Origin of the sequence: Chitinophaga tropicalis (genome assembly GCF_009758205.1) — a bacterium.
Lineage (GTDB): Bacteria > Bacteroidota > Bacteroidia > Chitinophagales > Chitinophagaceae > Chitinophaga > Chitinophaga tropicalis.
The window spans coordinates 265,095-286,473 of record NZ_WRXN01000010.1 but is presented as its reverse complement, the minus strand read 5'-3'; the positions used below and the strand labels follow the sequence as shown (position 1 = coordinate 286,473).

18 protein-coding genes are annotated in these 21,379 nt (G+C 46.3%); 5 read left to right on the top strand and 13 right to left on the bottom strand.

The window, feature by feature from the left end; all coding sequences use genetic code 11:
* The first annotated feature begins 8 nt into the window (after window positions 1–8).
* Complete coding sequence (locus tag GO493_RS21600) at window positions 9–599, top strand: Crp/Fnr family transcriptional regulator (protein ID WP_157308313.1); 591 nt, start codon at window positions 9–11, stop codon at window positions 597–599.
* A gap of 124 nt (window positions 600–723) precedes the next feature.
* The gene (locus tag GO493_RS21595) at window positions 724–1,929 is read left to right on the top strand and encodes an MFS transporter (RefSeq protein ID WP_157308312.1); all 1,206 of its coding nucleotides are present in this window, start codon (window positions 724–726) and stop codon (window positions 1,927–1,929) included.
* Window positions 1,930–2,058: 129 nt separating this feature from the next.
* Here GO493_RS21595 and ftsZ read toward each other — a convergent pair whose 3' ends face one another.
* The 13 genes from ftsZ to mraZ form a co-directional block, all read right to left on the bottom strand.
* Window positions 2,059–3,744, bottom strand: a complete 1,686-nt coding sequence (gene ftsZ / locus GO493_RS21590; protein WP_157308311.1) for a cell division protein FtsZ — start codon at window positions 3,742–3,744, stop codon at window positions 2,059–2,061.
* 144 nt (window positions 3,745–3,888) lie between these two features.
* Window positions 3,889–5,295 (bottom strand): cell division protein FtsA, encoded by a 1,407-nt coding sequence (gene ftsA / locus GO493_RS21585; protein ID WP_157308310.1) that lies wholly within the window; start codon window positions 5,293–5,295, stop codon window positions 3,889–3,891.
* A complete protein-coding gene (locus tag GO493_RS21580; protein ID WP_157308309.1) occupies window positions 5,292–6,356 on the bottom strand; it encodes a cell division protein FtsQ/DivIB in 1,065 nt (354 codons plus the stop codon). Before GO493_RS21580 ends, ftsA begins: the two co-directional genes overlap by 4 nt.
* Window positions 6,357–6,385: 29 nt before the next feature.
* A complete protein-coding gene (gene murC, locus GO493_RS21575; RefSeq protein ID WP_157308308.1) occupies window positions 6,386–7,777 on the bottom strand; it encodes a UDP-N-acetylmuramate--L-alanine ligase in 1,392 nt (463 codons plus the stop codon).
* A gap of 38 nt (window positions 7,778–7,815) precedes the next feature.
* Complete coding sequence (murG, locus tag GO493_RS21570; protein ID WP_157308307.1) at window positions 7,816–8,910, bottom strand: undecaprenyldiphospho-muramoylpentapeptide beta-N-acetylglucosaminyltransferase; 1,095 nt, start codon at window positions 8,908–8,910, stop codon at window positions 7,816–7,818.
* Between the two features lie 22 nt (window positions 8,911–8,932).
* The gene (locus GO493_RS21565) at window positions 8,933–10,126 is read right to left on the bottom strand and encodes an FtsW/RodA/SpoVE family cell cycle protein (protein WP_157308306.1); all 1,194 of its coding nucleotides are present in this window, start codon (window positions 10,124–10,126) and stop codon (window positions 8,933–8,935) included.
* Window positions 10,127–10,167: 41 nt separating this feature from the next.
* Window positions 10,168–11,508, bottom strand: coding sequence for a UDP-N-acetylmuramoyl-L-alanine--D-glutamate ligase (murD, locus tag GO493_RS21560; RefSeq protein ID WP_157308305.1), 1,341 nt, complete (start codon window positions 11,506–11,508; stop codon window positions 10,168–10,170).
* 2 nt (window positions 11,509–11,510) lie between these two features.
* Entirely contained in the window at window positions 11,511–12,761 is a 1,251-nt protein-coding gene (gene mraY, locus GO493_RS21555) for a phospho-N-acetylmuramoyl-pentapeptide-transferase (RefSeq protein ID WP_157308304.1), read from the bottom strand.
* Between the two features lie 75 nt (window positions 12,762–12,836).
* A complete protein-coding gene (locus GO493_RS21550; RefSeq protein ID WP_157308303.1) occupies window positions 12,837–14,303 on the bottom strand; it encodes a UDP-N-acetylmuramoyl-L-alanyl-D-glutamate--2,6-diaminopimelate ligase in 1,467 nt (488 codons plus the stop codon).
* 8 nt (window positions 14,304–14,311) lie between these two features.
* Window positions 14,312–16,417 (bottom strand): penicillin-binding protein, encoded by a 2,106-nt coding sequence (locus GO493_RS21545; protein WP_317165453.1) that lies wholly within the window; start codon window positions 16,415–16,417, stop codon window positions 14,312–14,314.
* 45 nt (window positions 16,418–16,462) lie between these two features.
* Window positions 16,463–16,873 (bottom strand): FtsL-like putative cell division protein, encoded by a 411-nt coding sequence (locus GO493_RS21540; RefSeq protein WP_317165452.1) that lies wholly within the window; start codon window positions 16,871–16,873, stop codon window positions 16,463–16,465.
* Window positions 16,874–16,900: 27 nt separating this feature from the next.
* Window positions 16,901–17,809, bottom strand: coding sequence for a 16S rRNA (cytosine(1402)-N(4))-methyltransferase RsmH (rsmH, locus tag GO493_RS21535; RefSeq protein WP_157308302.1), 909 nt, complete (start codon window positions 17,807–17,809; stop codon window positions 16,901–16,903).
* Between the two features lie 8 nt (window positions 17,810–17,817).
* Window positions 17,818–18,285: a division/cell wall cluster transcriptional repressor MraZ gene (gene mraZ / locus GO493_RS21530; RefSeq protein ID WP_157308301.1), complete on the bottom strand. Its 468-nt coding sequence runs from the start codon at window positions 18,283–18,285 to the stop codon at window positions 17,818–17,820.
* A gap of 518 nt (window positions 18,286–18,803) precedes the next feature.
* On the opposite strand from mraZ, the gene GO493_RS21525 reads away from it, so the two are divergent.
* The 3 genes from GO493_RS21525 to coaBC all read left to right on the top strand — a co-directional run bounded on the left by GO493_RS21525 (window position 18,804) and on the right by coaBC (window position 21,359).
* A complete protein-coding gene (locus tag GO493_RS21525; RefSeq protein WP_157308300.1) occupies window positions 18,804–19,709 on the top strand; it encodes an outer membrane protein assembly factor BamD in 906 nt (301 codons plus the stop codon).
* 24 nt (window positions 19,710–19,733) lie between these two features.
* Window positions 19,734–20,075: a DNA-directed RNA polymerase subunit omega gene (locus GO493_RS21520; protein WP_149693489.1), complete on the top strand. Its 342-nt coding sequence runs from the start codon at window positions 19,734–19,736 to the stop codon at window positions 20,073–20,075.
* 66 nt (window positions 20,076–20,141) lie between these two features.
* Window positions 20,142–21,359: a bifunctional phosphopantothenoylcysteine decarboxylase/phosphopantothenate--cysteine ligase CoaBC gene (gene coaBC / locus GO493_RS21515; RefSeq protein WP_157308299.1), complete on the top strand. Its 1,218-nt coding sequence runs from the start codon at window positions 20,142–20,144 to the stop codon at window positions 21,357–21,359.
* Window positions 21,360–21,379: the final 20 nt, after the last annotated feature.

Genomic DNA, 21,379 nt, shown 5'->3' with positions numbered 1-21,379 from the left:
TTATACCCATGACAGAATACGATAATTTTAAAGAACATATTCTCAAACGCATCTCATTCACCGACGATGAGCTGAATGTATTCTGTGACAGTTTTAAATCTATTAGGGTTAAAAAAAGACAGTACATCATACAACCCAATTTTGTAGCAACCCATAGATATTATGTAGTACAGGGCAGTTTCAGAGCTTATGTAATAGGCGATGAAGGGGAGGAGCATACCATACAGTTTGCAGTAGACGATTGGTGGATCTCTGACTATAACAGTTATATCTATCAGCAGCCGGCTTCCATGTTTGTAATGGCATTGGAAGATAGTATTGTATTACAGATAGATTATGAAGCAGAGCAGCGCCTCAAAAAAAGCCGGCATAATTTCGAAACATTCTTCAGGATACTTGCAGAAAATACTGCAGCATATATGGCCCGCCGGGTTATCACCAATCTTACCCAATCTGCTGAACAACGTTATGAAGGTTTCCTGGAACGATATCCTCACATCGTCAGTAAAGTACCTCAATATGCGCTGGCTTCCTTCCTGGGCATGACCACAGAATACTTATCCAAACTCCGCAATAAAAGAAGCTCCCGGAAAAGTTAATTTAGTTCAACATTTTTACCTGAACCAGTTCGCCCTTATTTCCTGGAATAGTTCATTGGAAAGGGTGTCCATCTGTACCAATTTTGTGTTGTCAGAATTGACGATACAATTTAAAGTAATTACGATGGCATCTCTTACAAGAACTCAGATCTTTATTATGGCCGCAACAGCGGGAATATGTGTGGCGAATGTATATTACAGCCAGCCCATCCTGAACGCTATTGCGCTCTCTTTTCATATCGACGCCGGAAAGGCCGGTATTATTTCTGTTTTATCACAGGTAGGTTATGGAATTGGCTTGTTCTTCCTTACTCCCATCGGCGATATGGTTGAGCGTAAAAAGCTGGTCCTCTATCTTCAGATCGGGCTGATCTTCTCTCTTCTGCTGGTAGAGTTTGCATCCAACCTCTGGATACTTTATGCAGGCAGTCTGTTTATAGGTATCTTCTCAGTCGTAGCACAGGTTATTTTACCTATGGCAGCAAGCCTGGTGAAAGAGAACAGGGGAAAGATAGTTGGACAGATATTTACGGGTATTTTAGCCGGTATCCTGCTGGCCAGGGTTTTCAGTGGTTATATTACTAACTGGCTGGGCTGGCAATATGTATACCTGATCTCTGTCGGCCTGGTGCTATTTACAGCTATCTTGATGCAGGCAGATTTCCCCTCCGCAACAGAGCGTTTTAATGCTACTTATGCCGGATTACTGAAATCGACGATTGCTCAGTTGGGCAGATTTCCATTACTACGGAGGACTGCATTAACGGGAATGCTCGCTTTTGGCGCTTTAAGCGCATTCTGGGTAACATTGACCTTCTACCTGAGCGGTGAGCCATTTTACTATTCGCCTTCCGTTATAGGGCTGTTTGGCCTGCTTGCAACTGCGGGTGCATTAATAGCCCCGTTTTTCGGAAAACAGGCAGATAAAGGAACTCCGTCCAGGTCTTTATTATTTTCAACAGGATTGACCCTGTTCAGCATCTTACTCCTGAAATTATTTCCCGGTTCACTTACCGTTATCTGGGTGACGGTTATCCTGCTGGATATTGGTGTACAGGCCAGCCAGGTAACTAATATCGCGATCATTTACTCACTGGACCATAAGGCTAACAGCCGTATCAATACTGTCTATATGACCAGTTATTTTATTGGCGGGGCATTAGGGGCATATGTGGCTATACAATGCTGGAATATAGGAGGATGGGGATGGGCTACTTCATTTATGGTGTTGCTGAGTATTTTATCTGTTGTGAACGTGCTGACCACTGAGTATAAAAGTAACTCCTCCCGGCGGGATTCGAACCCACATGCCCTTGCAGGCAGAGAATAAATTCTCTTTGTATACCATTCCATCACAAGGAGGAGCTCTCTTAAAAAGAGAATTGTGTTAAAAAAGTCCTCCGGGGAACCGGAGGACTTTCTTTAACACAACTAAAAAACAATCAAACGTCCGAATAGATCAATCGGGTTTTTTCCCATCTAAAAAGGTATTAATCGTATTGATTTCTGCCTGGTTATTCTGACCATCGGAAATAGTGTAGTTAGAATAGAAGTTCTCTGCAGAACCTGCGCCGTTATCCAGGTTGATGTTACGGCGTATGTAAGCAGGAACATTTTCTATTTCTGTGTTGTTATCTATACCTTTTACGTTAAAGCTGATGCTGCGCAGTTTAGCCACACGCTCAGCCTGTTTACGTTTCTGTTCTTCCAATTGTTCCTCAAATGCCTGTAACTGGATATCTGAGGGGTTTTCCGGGTTGGGCTCCTCTTCCCTGAATACCATTTTCATTTCCGGGGTATCTGCAGAAGCAGGAGTGTTATTACCCGGTTCTATGTAAATGTATGCAGGACCTGCAGGGTAACCGCCGGCTGAAGGATTAGGCTGTATCACGTTCACATTACCGTATCCGGGAACAGGTTGCGGAGCAGCAGCTACCGGCTCAATATTGAGCGTATAGTTCTGCCTTTCCGGCTGTTGCGGAGCAGGAGCGGTATATGTAGTAGCAGGCTGGGTAACCACAGGCTCTACCAGACGCGGCGCCATCAGGTCGGCTGGTTCAACGAATAACTGTTGCTGATTATTCATCTTTTTTTCATCACCATCCTGGCCCAGATGCATCACGATCTTAGGCTGTTCCTGGGAAGGATCCTGTGGAGTCATTTTTACCTGCTGGATAGGTTTCTGTTCAAAACCTGTAGCAATGATGGTAACACCCAGCTTGCGGTCCAGCGTTGCATCATAGCCCACACCAAGGATCACGTCGCAATCCTCGCCTGCCTGGCTCTGTACGTATGCCTGTATAGTATCCATTTCATCCAGGGTGTGTTCAAACTCACCTTCGGAAGATGAAATGTTGATCAGTATCCATTTAGCACCACGGATATCGTTATCATTCAGCAGCGGAGAGGTCAGCGCTTCTTCGATAGCTTTCTGTGCACGGTTTTCACCTTCAGCAGTAGCAGCACCGAGAATAGCCACACCACCGTTACGCATAACAGTGCAAACGTCGGCAAAGTCAACGTTGATCTGACCGGTTGAGTTGATCACATCAGTTATACATTTGGCGGCGGTTGCCAGTACGTTATCTGCTTTTTCAAAAGCTGCCTTGAATTTCAGATCACCGAATTTCTGGCGTAGTTTGTCGTTAGAGATGATCAGCAGTGTATCAACATAGTCTTTCAACCTGTTCACACCTTCGTCTGCCTGCGCCATCCTTTTTTTCCCTTCGTATGAGAAGGGGGTAGTAACAATACCCACCGTAAGAATACCCAGCTCCTTACAGATACGGGCAATAATAGGCGCACCACCGGTACCGGTACCACCACCCATGCCTGCCGTAATGAAGGCCATCTTGGTATTCACCTCTAAGATCTTTTTGATTTCTTCAAAGGACTCTTCCGTCGCCTGTTCACCGATACGGGGATTGGCGCCTGCACCCAGACCCTGTGTTAAGTGTGGTCCCAACTGTATTTTATTGGGCACGGGGCTGTTTGCAATAGCCTGCGCATCGGTATTGCAGATGATAAAATTCACACCCTCAATGCGCTGGTTGAACATGTGGTTCACCGCATTGCTCCCACCACCACCAATGCCTATCACCTTGATGATGGAAGATTTTTCTTTGGGAAGATCAAAATGTATCATGACTCTATCTCTTTTATGGGTTAGTTAGTATAATTAATAATTCCCACAATTCTTTCTGATGTTATTAATTATCCGCCTATTAATTATTTGATTTTTAAATCGTTTGTGGCTGCAACAATTGCGCCATATACCGATAATACCCTGTTAAAGTTTCGCATCCTCTTCTTCCGTGAACATGTCTATGATCTTTGTCTTCATTCTGTCCAGGAATGTTTTCAGCGAAGCATTCCGTTCTCTTACTTTTCTTTCCTGTATCTGTTCAACAGTCGGTTCATCGTCTGCCCATGCTTCTTCCTCTTCTTCAGCAGCGGCTTTTGCAGCCTGCTCTTTAGCGAAGTAGCTGGTGTTTATTTTAACGTAATTCTCTTCCAGGGCCCTGCGGTCATTCTCATAGTCGTTATAACCTTTGAGTATCAGACCTACGCAGGTTGCGTACATTGGTTTTGTCAGCTCATCTATATGACCGCTTGCCAGGTGCTCGTTCGGATAACCGATACGTGCACTTACACCGGTAGTATATTCTGTTAACTGTATCAGGTGTTTCAGCTGGGAACCACCACCGGTCAGGATAATACCGCCATTCAGCATTTTATTGTCCATTCCGATCTGTTTCAGATGGTACACCACGAAGTCCATGATCTCACTCATACGTGCCTGTATGATATGGGCCAGGTTCTTTACAGAGATCTCTTTAGGGCTTTGTCCACGCAGGCCGGGAATAGTGATGTAAGCGTTGTTTTTCGCTTCATCAGCCAGCGCGTAACCAAACTGCACTTTCATCTGCTCTGCCTGTGTTTTCAATACACCCAGGCCGTTCTTGATATCGTTGGTGATGTTCTCACCACCGTAAGGAATAACGGCTGTGTGTTTCAGTATGCCTTCATAGAATACAGCCAGGTCTGTAGTACCACCGCCGATGTCTACTATTGCCACACCTGCTTCAAAGTCCATATCGCACATAACAGCAGCTGCGGAGGCCAGTGGCTGAAGTACCAGGTCATGGATCTTCAGTCCTGATTTTTCAACGCTGCGGTTGATGTTACGGATGGCGTTCTTGTCGCCGGTAATGATGTGGAAGTTAGCGCCCACCTTTACACCTGACATACCGATAGGGTAGGTGATGTTCTGGAGGCTATCCACAATATACTGCTGAGGGATCACGTCAATGATCTGGTCGCTGGCGGGGATCACTGTTTTATACTGGTCATTGATCAGCTGATCAATGTCTTTCTGCGAAATTTCTGCGTCAGTATCGCTGCGAACGATATCTCCGCGTGTTTGCAGGCTCTTGATGTGATGGCCGGCAATACCTACATATACTTCGTTGATCTCGAGGTTCGGATTAGAAGCGTAGCAGTTTTCCAATGCCTGGCGGATAGCCTTGATGGTCTGGTCAATATTCAGCACCATACCGTGCTGAACACCAAAAGATGGGGCTTTTCCGAATCCCAGGATTTCCAGTTTCCCGTATTCATTCTTTCTTCCTGCGATGGCAGCAATCTTTGTAGTTCCAATATCGAGACCTACAATGATGGGAGCTTCCTGATTCATGGCGTTCTATTAGTTTTTTTTGTTGTGTTTACAGATTTCTTCACCGGTTTATACACTGCCTTCGGTTCCTTTTTTCCTGATGCCGTCGAGCCTTTCTGTACTTTCGGTTTTGCTGGTGCAGGCCTGGATGTTACCACTCTGGCAGGCACCTTAATCATTGATGTTGTTTCAGCTTGCGTTACTTCATTGTGGTGTATCAGGAATCCTGATGAAGAATCCGCTGCTCCGGCTGTACGGGCGCTATCCGCACTTGCCAGTTTTTTAGACAGTTCTTCTCCGTTCCTCCTTGTACATACTACCTCATTTTCATAAGCAACATTAATCCTCGAGTAATTGTTCCAACCCACTTTATTCAATCCCTCTTTATAAAACGCCAGCAGCTTGCTGAACTTCTTTTCCACATCCGTACCATCGCCAAAGGCAATGACATGATCGCCCAGTTTCGGGATGATCTCAAACTCGTGATTGGGAGTGATGATCACCTGCTCTACCTGCGCAGCCCAGAACGGATCTGACAGGATGTAATTACCAATATCCATGATGCCGCGGGCCAGTATGCTGTCTTCCTTTTGAAGTTTTTCAGCGTCTGTAGGGAAGTCCGTAAAAACCGGCACCCTTGCGGCATACCTGGAGGATACCGGGATCCGGTCACCGTCCTTGTCCAGGTAGAAGCTGGCTCCGGTAAGCGTAAATATTCTTGCTACCGGTTCCCGCTGCGTAACCTTTATGTTCAGTTGTCGCTGGTTGTCAATAAATATATCAGCATTCTTCACCCAGGGATCGCGGGATACGATCTCTTCCAGGCGGCCGATGTTAATATCTTTGACAGTCATGCCAACAGGATTTAATTCCTTGTTTTTTGTGACCAGCGCCCTGATATCTTTTTTCTCAATAAAGAAGCTTGTTTCATCACCTGTCAGTGTCACAACAATGCCCTTGCATTTGCCTGCATTCTTATCCTGCACGGCTGCTACAAGCAAAACCACGAACGCGGTTAACACCGCTGTCCATAACAGCGCAGTGCCGATCCGTTTAAATACTTTGCGTGTCCTGGTTTGCATTTGGGTTTGTTTGTTAACTGAACTAAATCTTAAGTATCCTTCTTCACTTCTTCATTTTCTATGAAACCTTTACCATTCAATATCTCCTGTATCGGCTCCCTGAACAGGTCTATGTCGCCAGCGCCGGCTGTAATGAACAGTGTGGCGCTATTGGCTTTTATCCAGGCAAGCACGTCTTCTTTTTGTATCACCTGCACAGGTTTGCTGATCTTTTTCGCTATCATCTCACTATGCACTCCTTCTATGGGCAATTCCCTGGCCGGGTAGATAGGAAGCAGCAACACTTCATCTGCGAGCGAAAGACTTTCTGCAAAACCGTCTGCAAAATCTCTTGTACGTGTATACAGGTGCGGCTGGAACAGGACAACACATTTCTTATCGGGAAACAGTGCCCTGGCGCTGCTGATGAGGGCGCGCAGCTCTTCGGGATGGTGCGCGTAATCATCAATGTATACCTGGTAGTTGTTCCTTATAAGATATTCAAACCTGCGCCTGATACCTTTAAAGTCTGCCACCGCCGCTTTGATCTTTTCATCGCTGATACCCAGCAGGTGAGCCACGGTGATGGCTGCTACTGTGTTCTCGATATTGTGAGTGCCACCAACAGGAAGATATACATCTGTCAGCTTCCAGTCCTGCTGCACCACATCAAAACGGTAACCGCCTTCTGACGGCTGTATGTTGGTTGCATATGCGTCTGCCTTGTTATCGTTGAGATGATACCATACCTGGTTATCACCTTTCAGATCTTTAGCGCGCTGTAAACCCAGCTTTCCCACCAGCGTACCGTTGGGCTTAATATTGCGGGTATACTGTATAAATGCTTCCTGTACTTCTGCTTCGGTACCGTAAATATCCAGGTGATCTGCATCCATTGCCGTAAGTACGGCAATATCCGGGTACAGTTTCAGGAAAGAACGGTCATATTCATCGGCTTCTATTACAGCAACATTATTGCTGCTGCTCCAGAAGTTACGGTTATAGTTGGCGCTGATGCCTCCCAGGAAAGCGTTACAGCCGTAGCCGCTATGCCTGAGCAGGTGAGCTGTCAGCGTAGATACCGTTGTTTTACCATGAGTGCCGCCTACAGTAATGGCAAACAGTTCTTTGGTGATCTCCCGGAGTACATCGCTGCGTTTTACTACTTCATAACCATTTTCCCTGAGCCACTTCAGTTCTGAATGAGTAGCAGGAATGGCTGGTGTGTAAACTACCAGCTGGGCTTTGGTATCTATCAGCTGTACATCGTCTGTGTAATGGATCTGCATGCCTTCTTCCACCAGCTGGCGGGTAAGCACTGTTTCAGTACGGTCATAACCGCTTACATGCACACCTTTTTCATTGAAAAAGCGTGCAATGGCGCTCATGCCAATACCTCCGATGCCCACGAAGTATACGCGTTGTATGTTCTTCAGATCCATGTATTCCAGTTTCTTATGTGGGATTACCCTTTTACTCTTTACCCTATTAATGACAGTACATGCCTGGCAATAACCATATCAGCATTTATATTCCCCAGTTTTCCAATATTCTGTTCCAGTTGTTCCAGCAGTGCTTTATTCTGTACCAGGCTGAATAATGTTGTTCCGAGTTGTGCTGCTGCTGCATCATTACTGATCATGAGCGCTGCTTTTTTGTCTACCAGGCTTTTTGCATTGAAGGTCTGATGATCTTCTGCTGCAAAAGGATAGGGGACAAATATCACCGGTTTCTTTACTACACATAATTCAGCGATGGCCAGTGCTCCTGCACGGGATATCACAACGTCTGCAGTTTTATAGGCGAAGTCCATCAGGTTGATGAATTCAAACACTTTTACGTGAGACGCATAAGCGGCTGCGGCTGCCCTGGCTGTTTCGTAATAAGGCTTACCTGTCTGCCAGATCAGCTGTATGTCCTTTTCTGCAAAGGTGGATAACAGCGGATGTAAGGCTTCATTGATGGCCTTGGCGCCCAGGCTGCCACCTACGGCAAACACAGTGGTTTTACCGGCCTGCAGTCCGAAATGTTTTGCTGCTTCATCCCGTGTTACAGCAGACTGGGTAATGCTTCCTCTTACAGGATTACCTGTAAATACCAGTTTGTCTGCAGGGAAGAATTTCTCCATTCCTTCATATGCCACACAGATCTTCTTTGCTTTTTTGCCTAAGAACATATTGGCTTTGCCAGCAAAGGAGTTCTGTTCCTGTATCAATGTTGGAATGCCCAGTGCCTGCGCTCTCCGCAGGATGGGGAAGCTGGCATAACCGCCTACGCCCACTACCGCATTGGGCTGAAAGCGTTTAAGGATACGGTTTGCCTCTCCCAGGCTTTTAATTATTTTGAATGGCAGTAACAGGTTCTTCAACATGTTACTACGGTTAAACCCGGCTATTTCAAGCCCTTCAATAGCGTAGCCCGCCTGCGGCACTTTCTCCATCTCCATTTTCCCTTTGGCGCCTACAAAAAGTATCTCTGTTTCCGGGTCTGACTTCTTCAACGCATTGGCAATGGCAATAGCCGGGAAGATATGTCCTCCGGTACCGCCGCCTGCTATGATAATTCTGCGTTGCATTCTGTTTGTTTTTTAATGTTTGTTATGCCGGTTGCATATTGTTCTCTTCCATCGCCCTGGCTATGCGCTCCTGTTCCAGTCTTTTCCCTTCCAGGTCTTCCACGTTACGCGATACGCTCAGTATGATCCCGATGGCCAGGCTGGTGAATATGACGGAAGATCCTCCCATACTTACCAGCGGTAGCGTAACACCCGTCACCGGAAAGAGACCAACGTTTACCGCCATGTTTGTAAGTGCCTGTATTACAAGCGTGACACTCAGACCTACTGCCAGGAAAGCGCCGAATGCGTACGGGCATTTCCTGAAGATGCGTATGCTTCTTAGCAGAAGCAGCATATAGGCCATTAGTATCAAAAAGGCGCCAAAGATACCATACTCCTCGATAATTGTAGCATATATATAGTCACTATATGCATGAGGAAGGAAATTTCTTTGTGTACTGTTGCCAGGACCCTTGCCCAGTACGCCTCCGCCGGCTATCGCAATATTTGCCTGTTGTACCTGGTAAGGTATTTCTGAGTGCTCATTACTGGTAAAACTTTCTATCCTGTTTATCCAGGTCTGTGTACGCATCTCATAACCGGTCAGTTTTGCAATAGCGAACATCAATACAACGATCAGTGCAACACCTCCTACCATTCCGGCCAGGAACCTGACAGGTACCCTGCCTATAAAGCACAATAGCATGCAGCTGGCGCCCAGCAGCAATGCAGTAGACATATTGGCCGGCATGATCAGCATACAGATGATACCAACAGGAATAATGATAGGCAGAAAACCTTTCTTAAAATCTGTGATCACCTGCTGGCGCTTTGACAACTGCCTGCTTACATACATGAAGATGGCCAGTTTTGCCACATCCGATGTCTGAAAGGTTAGATTAATAACCGGCAGCCGGATCCAGCGGCTGGCGTCATTGATATTATGTCCGAACGCCAGTGTATATATCAGCAGGGGAATAGAGATGATGAACCCTATCTGCGCCGCACGTGAGTAAATAGTATAATTCACCCTGTGTGCGAAGTAGATGATCAGCAACCCCATGCCCAATACGCTTAACTGTTTGAATAGATAGTACTCCGTATGACCTCCCTGCTCACGATAGGCCAGAGAACCTGTAGCGCTGTAAACAGCGAGCAGGCTCACAAGTGACAGGAAGATAACTATCGTCCAGATCACTTTGTCTCCTTTTGTCCTATGAAGAAAACCATCCATGTTCTTGATTTGGGCCTGATGTCATACAGACATCAGACTGGTTACAGTTCCTTGACTGCCTCCTTGAACTGCTTGCCTCTGTCCTCGTAGTTCTTGAACAGATCGAAGCTTGCACAGGCAGGCGAGAGCAACACCACATCACCTTTTGCTGCATGCTTGAAAGCTGCCTGTACGGCGTCTTTCATGTTGCTGGTGTCTACCATTGCAGGAGTATGATCAGCCAGTGCTTCCCTGATAGGAGCATTGTCAACACCCAGGCAGATGATAGCCTTTACTTTTTCTTTTACGAGGTCCTGGATAGCACTGTAGTCATTGCCTTTGTCTACACCACCCATGATAAGCACCACAGGGTTTTCCATACTTTCCAGTGCAAACCACAGTGAGTTTACGTTGGTTGCTTTACTATCATTGATAAAATCCACTCCACGCACGGTAGCTACATACTCCATGCGGTGCTCCAGGCTCTTGAAAGAGGTGAGGCTTTCGCGTATCTTCTCTTTCCTGATGTCCATGGTGCGTCCTGCAATACCCGCTGCCATTGAATTATACAAGTTATGTTTGCCTTTCAGCGCAAGATCATACATTGATACGATCATTGGCTCATCATTCACCTGGATGTTCACCTGTTCGTTTGCCATAAATCCTCCTTGCTTTAATGGTTCCATGATAGTAAAGGGTATTGTTGTTGAATAAATAGTTTGCTTCTTTAAATAGTTGCTGATCTCCGGATCATCTTTACAATAGATAAAGTAATCCTCCGGTCCCTGGTTCATCGCTATACGGAATTTTGACGCCACATAGTTCTCCATTTTGTAATCATAACGGTCCAGGTGATCTGGTGTTATGTTCAGCAGAATAGCTACGTTAGGCTTGAATTCCTTTATATCGTCCAGCTGAAAGCTGCTCACTTCCACAATGTAATAGTCAGCCGGTGCGGTAGCTACCTGCCTGGCGTAACTAAGGCCTATATTACCTACCATGGCGGCTTTCAATCCGGCTGTTTCAAAAATATTGAACGTCAGCGCCGTAGTGGTGCTCTTACCATTACTGCCGGTAATAGCGATCACTTTTTTATCGCGGCTGAAGCGCCAGGCAAGTTCTATTTCAGAAATAACAGGCACCTGTTTTTCACGCACTTTCTTCATCAGTTCACTCTTCTCAGGTATGCCCGGGCTTTTTATTATTTCATCAGCGTTCAGTATCACGTCCCAGGAATGCTGTCCTTCTTCAAAAGGAATGTGATTGACAGCCAGTTCCTGTTTGTAGATATCTTTGATAGCGCCTCCATCAGATACGAATACGTCATACCCCTGTTGCTTACCCAGGAGGGCAGCACCAATTCCGCTTTCGCCGGCACCCAGTATGACCATCTTTTTGCTCATTCCTATCTGATTTTTAAAGTTGCTATTGATACTGCTGCACACATGATAGTAACGATCCAGAACCGCACAGCTATTTTACTTTCATGGTATCCCAGTTTCTGATAATGGTGGTGAAGGGGAGACATTCTGAAAATGCGCCTTCCTTCTCCATATTTCTTCTTGGTGTATTTGAAGTAAGATACCTGCAGCACTACGCTGAGGTTCTCTACCAGGAATACGCCACAGAAGATAGGTATCAGCAGTTCCTTACGCACAATGATGGCAAGGGAAGCAATAATACCGCCCAATGCAAGGCTGCCTGTATCACCCATGAACACCTGTGCAGGATAGGCATTGTACCAGAGGAATCCGACACATGCACCTACAAAGGCGGCAATGAAGATGGACAGTTCGCCCAGATTAGGGATGTACATGATGTTCAGGTACTCCGCAAACTGAATGTTACCGGATACATAGGCAAAGATGCCCAGGCACATACCGATGACCGCAGATACGCCTGTTGCCAGTCCGTCGAGGCCGTCCGTCAGGTTGGCGCCGTTAGACACTGCTGTGATGATAACGATCACGATGAGGATGTACAGGATGAATGTGTACTTCTCAGCGCCTGTTCCCATCCAGGAAATGAGTTTGGCGTAGTTGAACTCATGGTTCTTAACGAAGGGGATAGTGGTGATAGGCGTCTTTACGTCTACAAAACGATGCCCGTCTTTTGTAACCCTTTCTTTATGATTTACCTCCCTTTCATAGGAAGCCAGCTTTGTGCCGCTGATGATCTCGCGGGAGATCACTACGTTATCATTAAAGTACAGTGTGCTGCCTATGATAATGCCAAGACCAACCTGCCCCAGCACTTTGAATTTGCCGGCAAGGCCTTCCTTGTTCTTCTTGAATACTTTGATATAATCGTCCAGGAAACCGATCAGTCCAAGCCATACTGTACACAGGAGCATCAGCCAGATGTAGACTGTTTTAACCTGTGCAAAGAGCAGGGTGGGAATAAGGATGGCGGAGAGGATGATAAGACCTCCCATGGTAGGAGTACCTTTCTTCGTGTTTTCGCCGGCCAGGCCCAGGTCCCGGATAGTTTCACCGATCTGTTTGCGCTGGAGGTATTTCACAATACGCTTACCCAACAACAGGGAGATCACCAGGGACAATAGCAGCGCCATTGTTACACGGAAGGTGATAAACTGGAACATTCCGCTTCCGCTGAAGTTCTGAGTTTTTAGATAGTTGAATAAGTAATATAGCATATCGTTAGTTAGTCTCTGTTAGTTCTACGGGGTTTCAATCCGCAGGTGCATTGTTAGTTGTTTCAGTATTCCAGGTTATTTTTCAAGCATCTCAAATGTCTCACGCAATATTTGTTTGTCGTCAAAGGGGTGTTTTACACCTTTGATATCCTGGTATTTCTCGTGTCCTTTGCCTGCCACCAGGATGATATCTTCCCCGTTTGCCAGGCTGCAGGCTGTTTTGATGGCTTCCTTCCTGTCAAGGATGCTCAGCACTTTCTTTTTCAGATGAACCGGTACACCGGCTTCCATCTGGCGGATGATCTCTGCCGGGTCTTCCGAACGGGGATTATCCGATGTGAGGATCACCTTATCACTGTGTTCTGCGGCCACTTCTGCCATAACAGGACGTTTTGCCGTGTCGCGGTCACCGCCGCATCCTACTACAGTGATCACCTGTTCATTGCCTTTACGCAGCTTTTTGATGGTAGCCAGTACGTTGAGCAGGGCGTCCGGCGTGTGGGCATAATCCACTATACCGATAATACGCTGCTGCGCAGAGGTGATATAATCGAACCTGCCTTCTGCGCCGGAAAGATTGCTTAAGGCCTGTAACACCTCATCTTTGTTCTGTCCCAGCATGATGGCCGCACCATATACTGCCAGAAGGTTGTAGGCGTTGAACTCGCCTATAAGACGGAAGTGTACTTCTTTCTCGTTCACCAGCATGATCAGGCCTGTAAGGTTGTTTTCAAGGATCTTACCCTTGAAATCTGCCACGGTACGCAGGCTGTAGGTGGTCTTCTTTGCTCTGGTGTTCTGCAGCATCACGTTGCCTCTTTTGTCGTCCAGGTTGGACAGGGCAAACGCGTTGTTGGGCAGTCCGTCAAAGAAGGCTTTTTTCACCCTGATATATTCGTCGAACGTTTTATGATAATCCAGGTGATCATGTGTGATGTTGCTGAAGATGCCTCCCATAAAACGCAGGCCGGCTATACGTTGCTGATGTATAGCGTGAGAGCTTACTTCCATGAACACATATTCACATCCTTCCTCTACCATTTCTGCCAGGAGCGCATTCAGCTGAATGGCATCCGGGGTGGTGTGGGTAGCGGGAATGATCTTGTCGCCTATCTGGTTCTGCACGGTGGACAGCAATCCACAGTGAAAACGCAGTGTGCTGAAAAGGCGGAACAGGAGAGTAGCGATGGTAGTTTTACCATTGGTACCTGTTACGCCTACCAGTTTCAGTTTCTGGGAAGGGTTGTCATAGTAGTTGCCTGCTATGATGCCTGCCGCAGCGGCGCTGTTACTGACCTGTATATAGCTGACGTTATCTGCCAGTGTTTGTGGCAGATCTTCGCAAATGACGGCTGCAGCTCCTTGTGCAAGAGCTTTGTCTATGAACAGGTGACCGTCCGCATGTACGCCTTTGATGGCAATAAAGGCATCTCCTTTGCCTATGGCGCGGGAGTCAATGCTCAGCTGGTTCACGGAGGTATCTGTGCTTCCGTGTACAGCCTGGATGCTCACGTTGTATAGTATGTCGCGCAGCGTCTTCATTTATTGTTTTAGCTCAGTTCTATTACTATTGTCTGGTTTCTTTCCAGCTGAGCGCCGCCTGGTATTGACTGGTTTGTCACCTTGCCCGCCCCTCTGATTATCACACGCAATCCCGCATTCTCAAGCAGATACAGCGCATCTTTCAATCCCATGCCCGTTACGTTGGGTACACTGCCTTTTGTTTGCTGTACCGGTGAAAAAGCGATCTTTTTATCGTCCACTTTTGCACTCACCCAACTGTTGTTGTTCACATTGCCCTGCATGGGAAGGTTCAATGTGGTCAGTATTTCTTTCCATTCGCGACCCTGTCCGGTCTTAAACGCCAGCAGCGTATCAATTGCCAGGGTGGCGCGCATGGGTTTCTGTTTCTCGAGAGCGATGGCGTACAGCTTGTCTGCAACCTCGCGGAACACCGGTCCTGCTACTGCGCCGCCATAGAATTTTACAGCATGTGGTTTATTCTTGATCACCACTACGCAGGTATACTGAGGATCGTTTGCCGGAAAATACCCTGCAAATGAAGACTGGTAGATCTTATCTGCATAACCCCGGCTGCCATTGGCTACCAGGGCGGTACCGGTTTTACCGGCAAATTTGTAGTACGGTGACCAGAGCGCTTTGGCCGTACCGTTGGTGACTACACCTTCCAGCATCAGTTTTACCTGTTTAAGGGTGCTTTGTGTACAGATACTGTCCAGTACTACTTCCGGTTCAAATTCTTTTACCGGCTGACCGTAATCCATGATGGCGTTTACCAGGTAAGGTTTCATCATGGTGCCGTTGTTGGCCACTGCATTGTATAACATACAGGTCTGCAACGGGCTTATCAGCACTTCGTAACCGAAAGCCATCCAGGGCAGGCTGGTATTGCTCCAGGTCCTGGACTTGGTGTTCTTTATCACCGGTTTGCCCTCACCAACAAGGTCTATCCCGGTGGGCTTATCCAGTCTCAGTTTTCTCAGGTGAGCCACAAAATCGTTGGGCCGTTTTGAGTAAGACTGGTAAGCCAGTTTAGCCATTCCCACATTAGAACTCAGTTCAAAGGCGTGTTTTACGGTCACGTTTGTCTGTCCCGGATGTGGTTCAGAATCGAATACTGTTCTGCGTCCTATCTGCCAGCGTCCTTCATTCAGGTTTACCTGGTCGTTCATGGTATAATATTTATCATCCAGAACGGAAATGACGGTAGCCAGTTTGAAGGTGGAGCCTGGTTCGGCTACCTGCAGGGCGTAGTTCATGTCTTCAAAGTAGCTGCCATCGGGCTGTCTGCCCAGGTTGGCGATCGCTTTTATTTTGCCGGTCTTTACTTCCATAAGGATGCAGGTGCCATGTTCTGCTTCGTTGCTGACCATCATATTCATGAGGGCTGTTTCAACGATGTCCTGCATATTTACATCCAGTGTAGTGATGATATCGCGGCCGTTTTCAGGTTCAATATCATATCCTTCCACCGGAACGAAGGTGCCTCCGGCAATACGGCGCATCAGTCTTTTACCGGTAACGCCTTTTAAATATTCGTCGTAAGTTCTTTCAAGCCCTACGTTCTGTGCATTCTGCCTTGATAATCCTATTGTACGGTTAGCCAATAGTTTGAAAGGATTGATGCGTTTGTTCTTGGTCTCAGCTATCAGCCCGCCTTTGTTTTTTCCCAGTCTGAACATGGGGAAGGTACGGAGCTGCTGGTATTGCGTAAACAGTATATCCCTTTTAAGGAGGAAATACCTGTCTTTGCTTTTGTATCCTTCACGCAGTATCTGTTTATATTCAGCTGCTGTATGATCTCCAAACAGGCGGGAAAGACAAATGGATAATGAATCAACATTATCCTTAAAGATTTTCCCATTCTTATCGCGCAGCCCATCTGCGGCGAAATCCATCCTTATATCAAAATAAGGGATGGATGTGGAAAGCATTCTGCCTTCCTCTGAGTAAATGGTGCCCCTGTCAGCGTCCAGGTTTACGTAGCGGGTATGCAGGCTGTCTGCCATGCTGCGCCAGTAGTTACCTTCCACGTTCTGTACGGTAAACACTTTTACCAGTATTGCCACACCAAACAGCACCATGCCAATAAAGCACAGATACACACGCCACAATATGTCTTTCTTTACTTCCACTGTTTGTATGTATGGTAGTAGTGGCTTTTATTCACTACTGTGTGATCATTCCTTTTTCTCCAGTTCTATTTTCTGAGGGGGAGTGTTCAGCGGTTTCAGTCCCAGGGGATTAACAGCTTTACTCACTTCACTCATCTTGCTGCGGAACATCAGTTCACTCTTCACATTGAGGTATTCCCATTTCAGTTCCTTGATCTCGCGGCCCAGTTTGTTGATGCGCCGTATCTTCTTTTCTGCCAGATGACTGTTGGCAATATATATCAGTGCAAGAACGGAGAGGAACAGGATGAAGGGCATATTCTGCGTAATGGCCCTGTAGTTAATGCGCAGGCGCCATTCCTTCTTATGTTCCGGTACTTCCGGTGTTTCTTCTGCTGGTATGTATTCTTCTTCCGGCAACACGTTCATATTGTTCTTTATGCTACTACGCCAACGTGCCTGTTGTAAAACACGCACATTGGCATAGAGAATTCATAATCAATCTTATATTTTTTCGGCTACCCGCAGTTTTGCACTTCGGGACCTTGTATTGCGTTTCAGCTCTTCGGGGCTGGCAGTGACCGGTTTCTTCGTAACCAGTTTAAAGATCTTCGGAGGTGTTTCAAAAGAGAAAACATCTTCCTGTACTTCAAACTGTCCTGTCTTCATGAAATTCTTCACCAGTCTGTCTTCCAGTGAGTGGAATGTAATGATTGCCAGTTTACCGCCGGGTTTCAGCACTTCGGCCGACTGACTTAAAAGATCTTTCAGGGCGCCCAGTTCATCATTCACAGCTATTCGCAGCGCCTGGAACACCTGTGCCAGATATTTCTGCGGATTGCCTTTTACTATTGGCTGAATTACAGATTTAAATTCATTGATGGTCCGCATAGGTCTTGCCTTACGTTGCTGCACGATTGTCTTTGCCAGTGTGCGGGCGTTGGTCACCTCGCCGTAATTCTGGAAAAGCAGGTGCAGTTCCTGTTCTGTGGCAGATTGAAGGAGCTGTGCCGCAGTTTGCGTGCTGCGCTGGTCCATTCTCATGTCCAGATCACCGTCAAACCGGGTGCTGAACCCTCTTTCTGCTGTATCAAACTGCCAGGAGGAAACCCCGAGGTCAGCCAGTATACCGTCTACCGGGACCGACTTGTACAGTTTGAGGAAACGCTGCATATGCCGGAAGTTCTGTTGAACGAAAGTGACCCTGGGGTCATCTATCCGGTTCTTGTAAGCGTCCTCGTCCTGGTCAAATACGATCAGCCGTCCGTTTTCATCCAGCTGTTCCAGTATAGCCCTGGAATGACCGCCGCCGCCAAAAGTGGCATCCACATATACACCATCGGGGCGTATCTGAAGGTTTGTGATCACTTCCTGCAGTAATACGGGCAGATGATATTGTGAAGCTTCTTCCATACCAACCGTTAAATCATAATGTTATTATCTCCGCCTCCCATTACTTGTTGGGCCAGGTCACTAAATGCTCCTGGTGAGAAATTTTCAAAGAACTCCTGGTATTTACCTTTATCCCAGATCTCTATTTTATTAGAGGCCGCCGCCAGCACAATGTCTTTTTCGAGCGATGCGTACGACATCAGGTTTTTTGGTACTAATAGCCTCCCTGCACTGTCCAGCTCCAGAATTGTAGCGCCGTTTAGAAAATAGCGGCGAAATTCTCTAACTTTCGGATCAAAATCGTTCAGTTTACTGATGCGCTCAAAAATGGGCTGCCATTCATTCATGGGATACAAGGTCAGACACTTTTCAAACCCCCGGTTCAGGACAAACTGGTCCCCGGCGCCTTCTGCCAGCTGCTTTTTAAAGCCAGCGGGTAGTAGAAAGCGTCCCTTTGCATCCAGCGTTGCCTCATATTCACCTAGAAAACCTGTCATACTTGGGGGCGAAAGTCCTTGAATTCCATTTTCTAACACAAAATAACACTTTTTCCCACTCTCTAACGAAAAAATGAAATATAAATTTTTTCCACAGTAATTATTTGCCTATAATATTGAGTTGTGTTCACTTTAATGTGAAATTGATGTGGATATCAATTTGTGAAATGTTAATAACGTGTTTATAACTGTTATTTGCTTGTTTATAAGGAGAATGTCAGGGATCAAATCCACTTTTTAAGCGCGTTTAGCCCATGTTAAGTCTACGTTTACTGTATGTTTCAAGTATGTTTAGTGCATACTTTAAGTATCATTAGTCCCTCTTTTATATAATAACAAGCGCACATTTCAACATAAAAAGTATCAGTTATTCCCCCTTCTCCCTGTTTTGTGGTAAAATGTGGTAGAAAACCCGGCTTGTGGTAAAAAGTGGAGAACCCCTTCTTTTGCAAAATTTTAACAGCTTCAATTCCAACCCTATCTTACATTTACATTTAATTCTTAACTTTGCCCTCTTTATGCGGAAAATTCTTATATACATCAGTCTTTTTGTAGGAGTAACTGCTTCAGTATCATGTAATATGGAACTGCGCAGGATCGAAAAAAGCAAGGACTACGAGGCGAAACTGGCTTATGCAGACAAGCTTTATGAAAGGAAGAAATACGTTTCTGCCCAGAGTCTGTATGAATCTTTATTCCAGATTTACAAAGGGACTGAGAAATATGAGCACATCCAGTATAATTACTGCTATTGCGCATATAAAATGAAGGATTACGTTCAGGCCGGTTACTATTTCAAGAACTACCTGGACAATTTCCCCAACAGCCCAAGGGCAGTGGAAATGGATTATATGCAGGCCTACTGCTATTATAAACAGTCTCCCAAGGTACAGCTTGACCAGACCAATACCCAGAAGGCCATTGCTGCCATGCAGACCTTTATTAACAACTATCCCACCTCCGATAAAGTGGCTGAAGCAAACCTTGTGATCGAACTGTGCCGCCGCAAACTGGAGAAAAAGGAATATAACAACGCCGAACTGTACTATAACCTGGGATATTACAAGGCCGCCGCCATCTCTTTCAAAAGCCTGATGCGCAATTATCCGGATTCTGACCTTAGCGACGGATACAAGTATATGGCTATCAAGGCTTATTACCAATATGCCAAGAACAGCATCTGGGAAAGACAGAAAGAACGCTATGACGAAGTGGTAACAGAATACCTGGATTTCGCAGATCACTACCCTTCCAGCAAATTGAAGGGAGATGCCGAAAAATATTATACCTTAGCGCAGAACAATATCAAAACGATCGATAGCTATAGCAAGCCAGAACGTAGCGTCAGGAAAAAAATTGAAAAAGCTGAGAAAAAAGCCGAAAAAGCTGGAAAAACAGCTGAACCTGAAGTAAAAAACAATTAATAAACCACAATAATTCCCTGGAGAATGAGCAAAATAAAAAGAGGTTTAACCAGCAGCATCAATCCGATGGTAGAAACAAAAAATACCACCGAGATCAAGGGCAAAACTGGTAACCTGTATGAATCTATTGCAGTGATCGCGAAACGCGCCAACCAGATCAACATATCTGTGAAGGAAGAACTGCACTCCAAGCTGGAAGAATTTGCCAGCCACACAGACAACCTGGAGGAAGTGCATGAGAATAAAGAGCAGATAGAGATCTCCCGTTTCTACGAAAGGATGGCTAACCCGGCTATCCAGGCTACACAGGAATTTCTGGAGGACAAGATCTACTTCAGAAGAAATGACGATGACTTGTATAGTTAAGTAGTTTGACTGAAAAATATCTAACTTCATGGCGGCAGAATGAACTTCTGCCGCTATTTTTTTTATATGCTTCAAGGAAAAAAGATATTACTGGGAGTATCCGGCAGCATTGCTGCCTATAAGGCGGCTACCATTGTACGCCTGCTGGTAAAAGAAGGGGCTGAAGTGAAAGTGGTAATGACGCCGGCAGCCTGTGACTTTATCGCCCCGCTAACCCTTGCCACCCTCTCCAAACATGAGGTGCCTGTAACCATCAGCGATAACCAGAGCTGGAATAACCACGTTATGCTGGGCCGCTGGGCAGATGTGATGCTGATAGCCCCCGCTTCCGCCAACACCCTGGCCAAAATGGCCAATGGCTTCTGTGATAACCTGCTGATGGCCACTTACTTATCTGCTACCTGCCCGGTACTGTTCGCCCCGGCCATGGATGAAGATATGTGGCACCATCCGGCTACCCGCAATAATATTAGTAAACTGCTGAGCTTTGGCCACCAGCAGATCCCGGTAGAAAAAGGAGAGTTGGCCAGCGGACTATTCGGTGAAGGACGCATGGCCGAGCCCGAAAATATTATCCGCTACCTCCATGAACATTTTAATGCCAATAAACCGTTGAAAGGGAAAAAAGCCCTGGTAACAGCCGGTCCTACACAAGAACCACTGGATCCCGTACGTTTTATCAGCAACCACTCCAGCGGAAAGATGGGCATTGCTATTGCAGACGCCCTGGCCAACGCAGGCGCAGAAGTAACACTGGTACTGGGCCCTACCCACCTGTCTGCCACCGCACAGGGAGTAAATACCCTGCGCGTAGTAACAGCTGCAGATATGTTCAATAGCGCTGAAGCTCATTTCAATACAGCAGATATTGTGGTAATGGCTGCCGCTGTGGCCGACTACCGTCCCAGAAACGTTGTTGACAAAAAGATCAAAAAAGGAGAAGGAGAAGAGATGGTGCTGGAACTGGAAAAAACAAAGGATATCCTGCGTACGCTGGGAAGTAAACGTCCCGAAGGACAGGTACTTGTAGGCTTCTCTCTCGAAACAAACAACGAGAAAGAGTATGCACTCAAAAAACTCCATGAAAAGAACCTGGACCTGATAGTGATGAACTCCCTCAATGATACCGGCGCCGGCTTTAACTATGATACCAATAAGGTAACATTGTTCGGCCGGAATGGAGATGTGAAAGAATTGCCCCTGAAGTCAAAAACAGAAGTGGCAAAGGATATTATTGCGGCAATTACCGGTATTGTTCACAGTCGTGAAACTCTGATTGTATAACCATATCTCCCATAACTACA

Coding starts and splice junctions, on each gene's coding strand:
- GO493_RS21595 (WP_157308312.1), top strand. CDS start 724: ATGGCATCTCTTACAAGAACTCAGATCTTTATTATGGCCGCAACAGCG.
- ftsA (WP_157308310.1), bottom strand. CDS start 5,295: ATGAATCAGGAAGCTCCCATCATTGTAGGTCTCGATATTGGAACTACA.
- murD (WP_157308305.1), bottom strand. CDS start 11,508: ATGAGCAAAAAGATGGTCATACTGGGTGCCGGCGAAAGCGGAATTGGT.
- GO493_RS21550 (WP_157308303.1), bottom strand. CDS start 14,303: ATGAAGACGCTGCGCGACATACTATACAACGTGAGCATCCAGGCTGTA.
- murG (WP_157308307.1), bottom strand. CDS start 8,910: ATGCAACGCAGAATTATCATAGCAGGCGGCGGTACCGGAGGACATATC.
- GO493_RS21565 (WP_157308306.1), bottom strand. CDS start 10,126: ATGGATGGTTTTCTTCATAGGACAAAAGGAGACAAAGTGATCTGGACG.
- mraY (WP_157308304.1), bottom strand. CDS start 12,761: ATGCTATATTACTTATTCAACTATCTAAAAACTCAGAACTTCAGCGGA.
- GO493_RS21520 (WP_149693489.1), top strand. CDS start 19,734: ATGAGCAAAATAAAAAGAGGTTTAACCAGCAGCATCAATCCGATGGTA.
- murC (WP_157308308.1), bottom strand. CDS start 7,777: ATGGATCTGAAGAACATACAACGCGTATACTTCGTGGGCATCGGAGGT.
- coaBC (WP_157308299.1), top strand. CDS start 20,142: ATGCTTCAAGGAAAAAAGATATTACTGGGAGTATCCGGCAGCATTGCT.
- ftsZ (WP_157308311.1), bottom strand. CDS start 3,744: ATGATACATTTTGATCTTCCCAAAGAAAAATCTTCCATCATCAAGGTG.
- GO493_RS21600 (WP_157308313.1), top strand. CDS start 9: ATGACAGAATACGATAATTTTAAAGAACATATTCTCAAACGCATCTCA.
- rsmH (WP_157308302.1), bottom strand. CDS start 17,809: ATGGAAGAAGCTTCACAATATCATCTGCCCGTATTACTGCAGGAAGTG.
- GO493_RS21580 (WP_157308309.1), bottom strand. CDS start 6,356: ATGCAAACCAGGACACGCAAAGTATTTAAACGGATCGGCACTGCGCTG.
- GO493_RS21525 (WP_157308300.1), top strand. CDS start 18,804: ATGCGGAAAATTCTTATATACATCAGTCTTTTTGTAGGAGTAACTGCT.
- mraZ (WP_157308301.1), bottom strand. CDS start 18,285: ATGACAGGTTTTCTAGGTGAATATGAGGCAACGCTGGATGCAAAGGGA.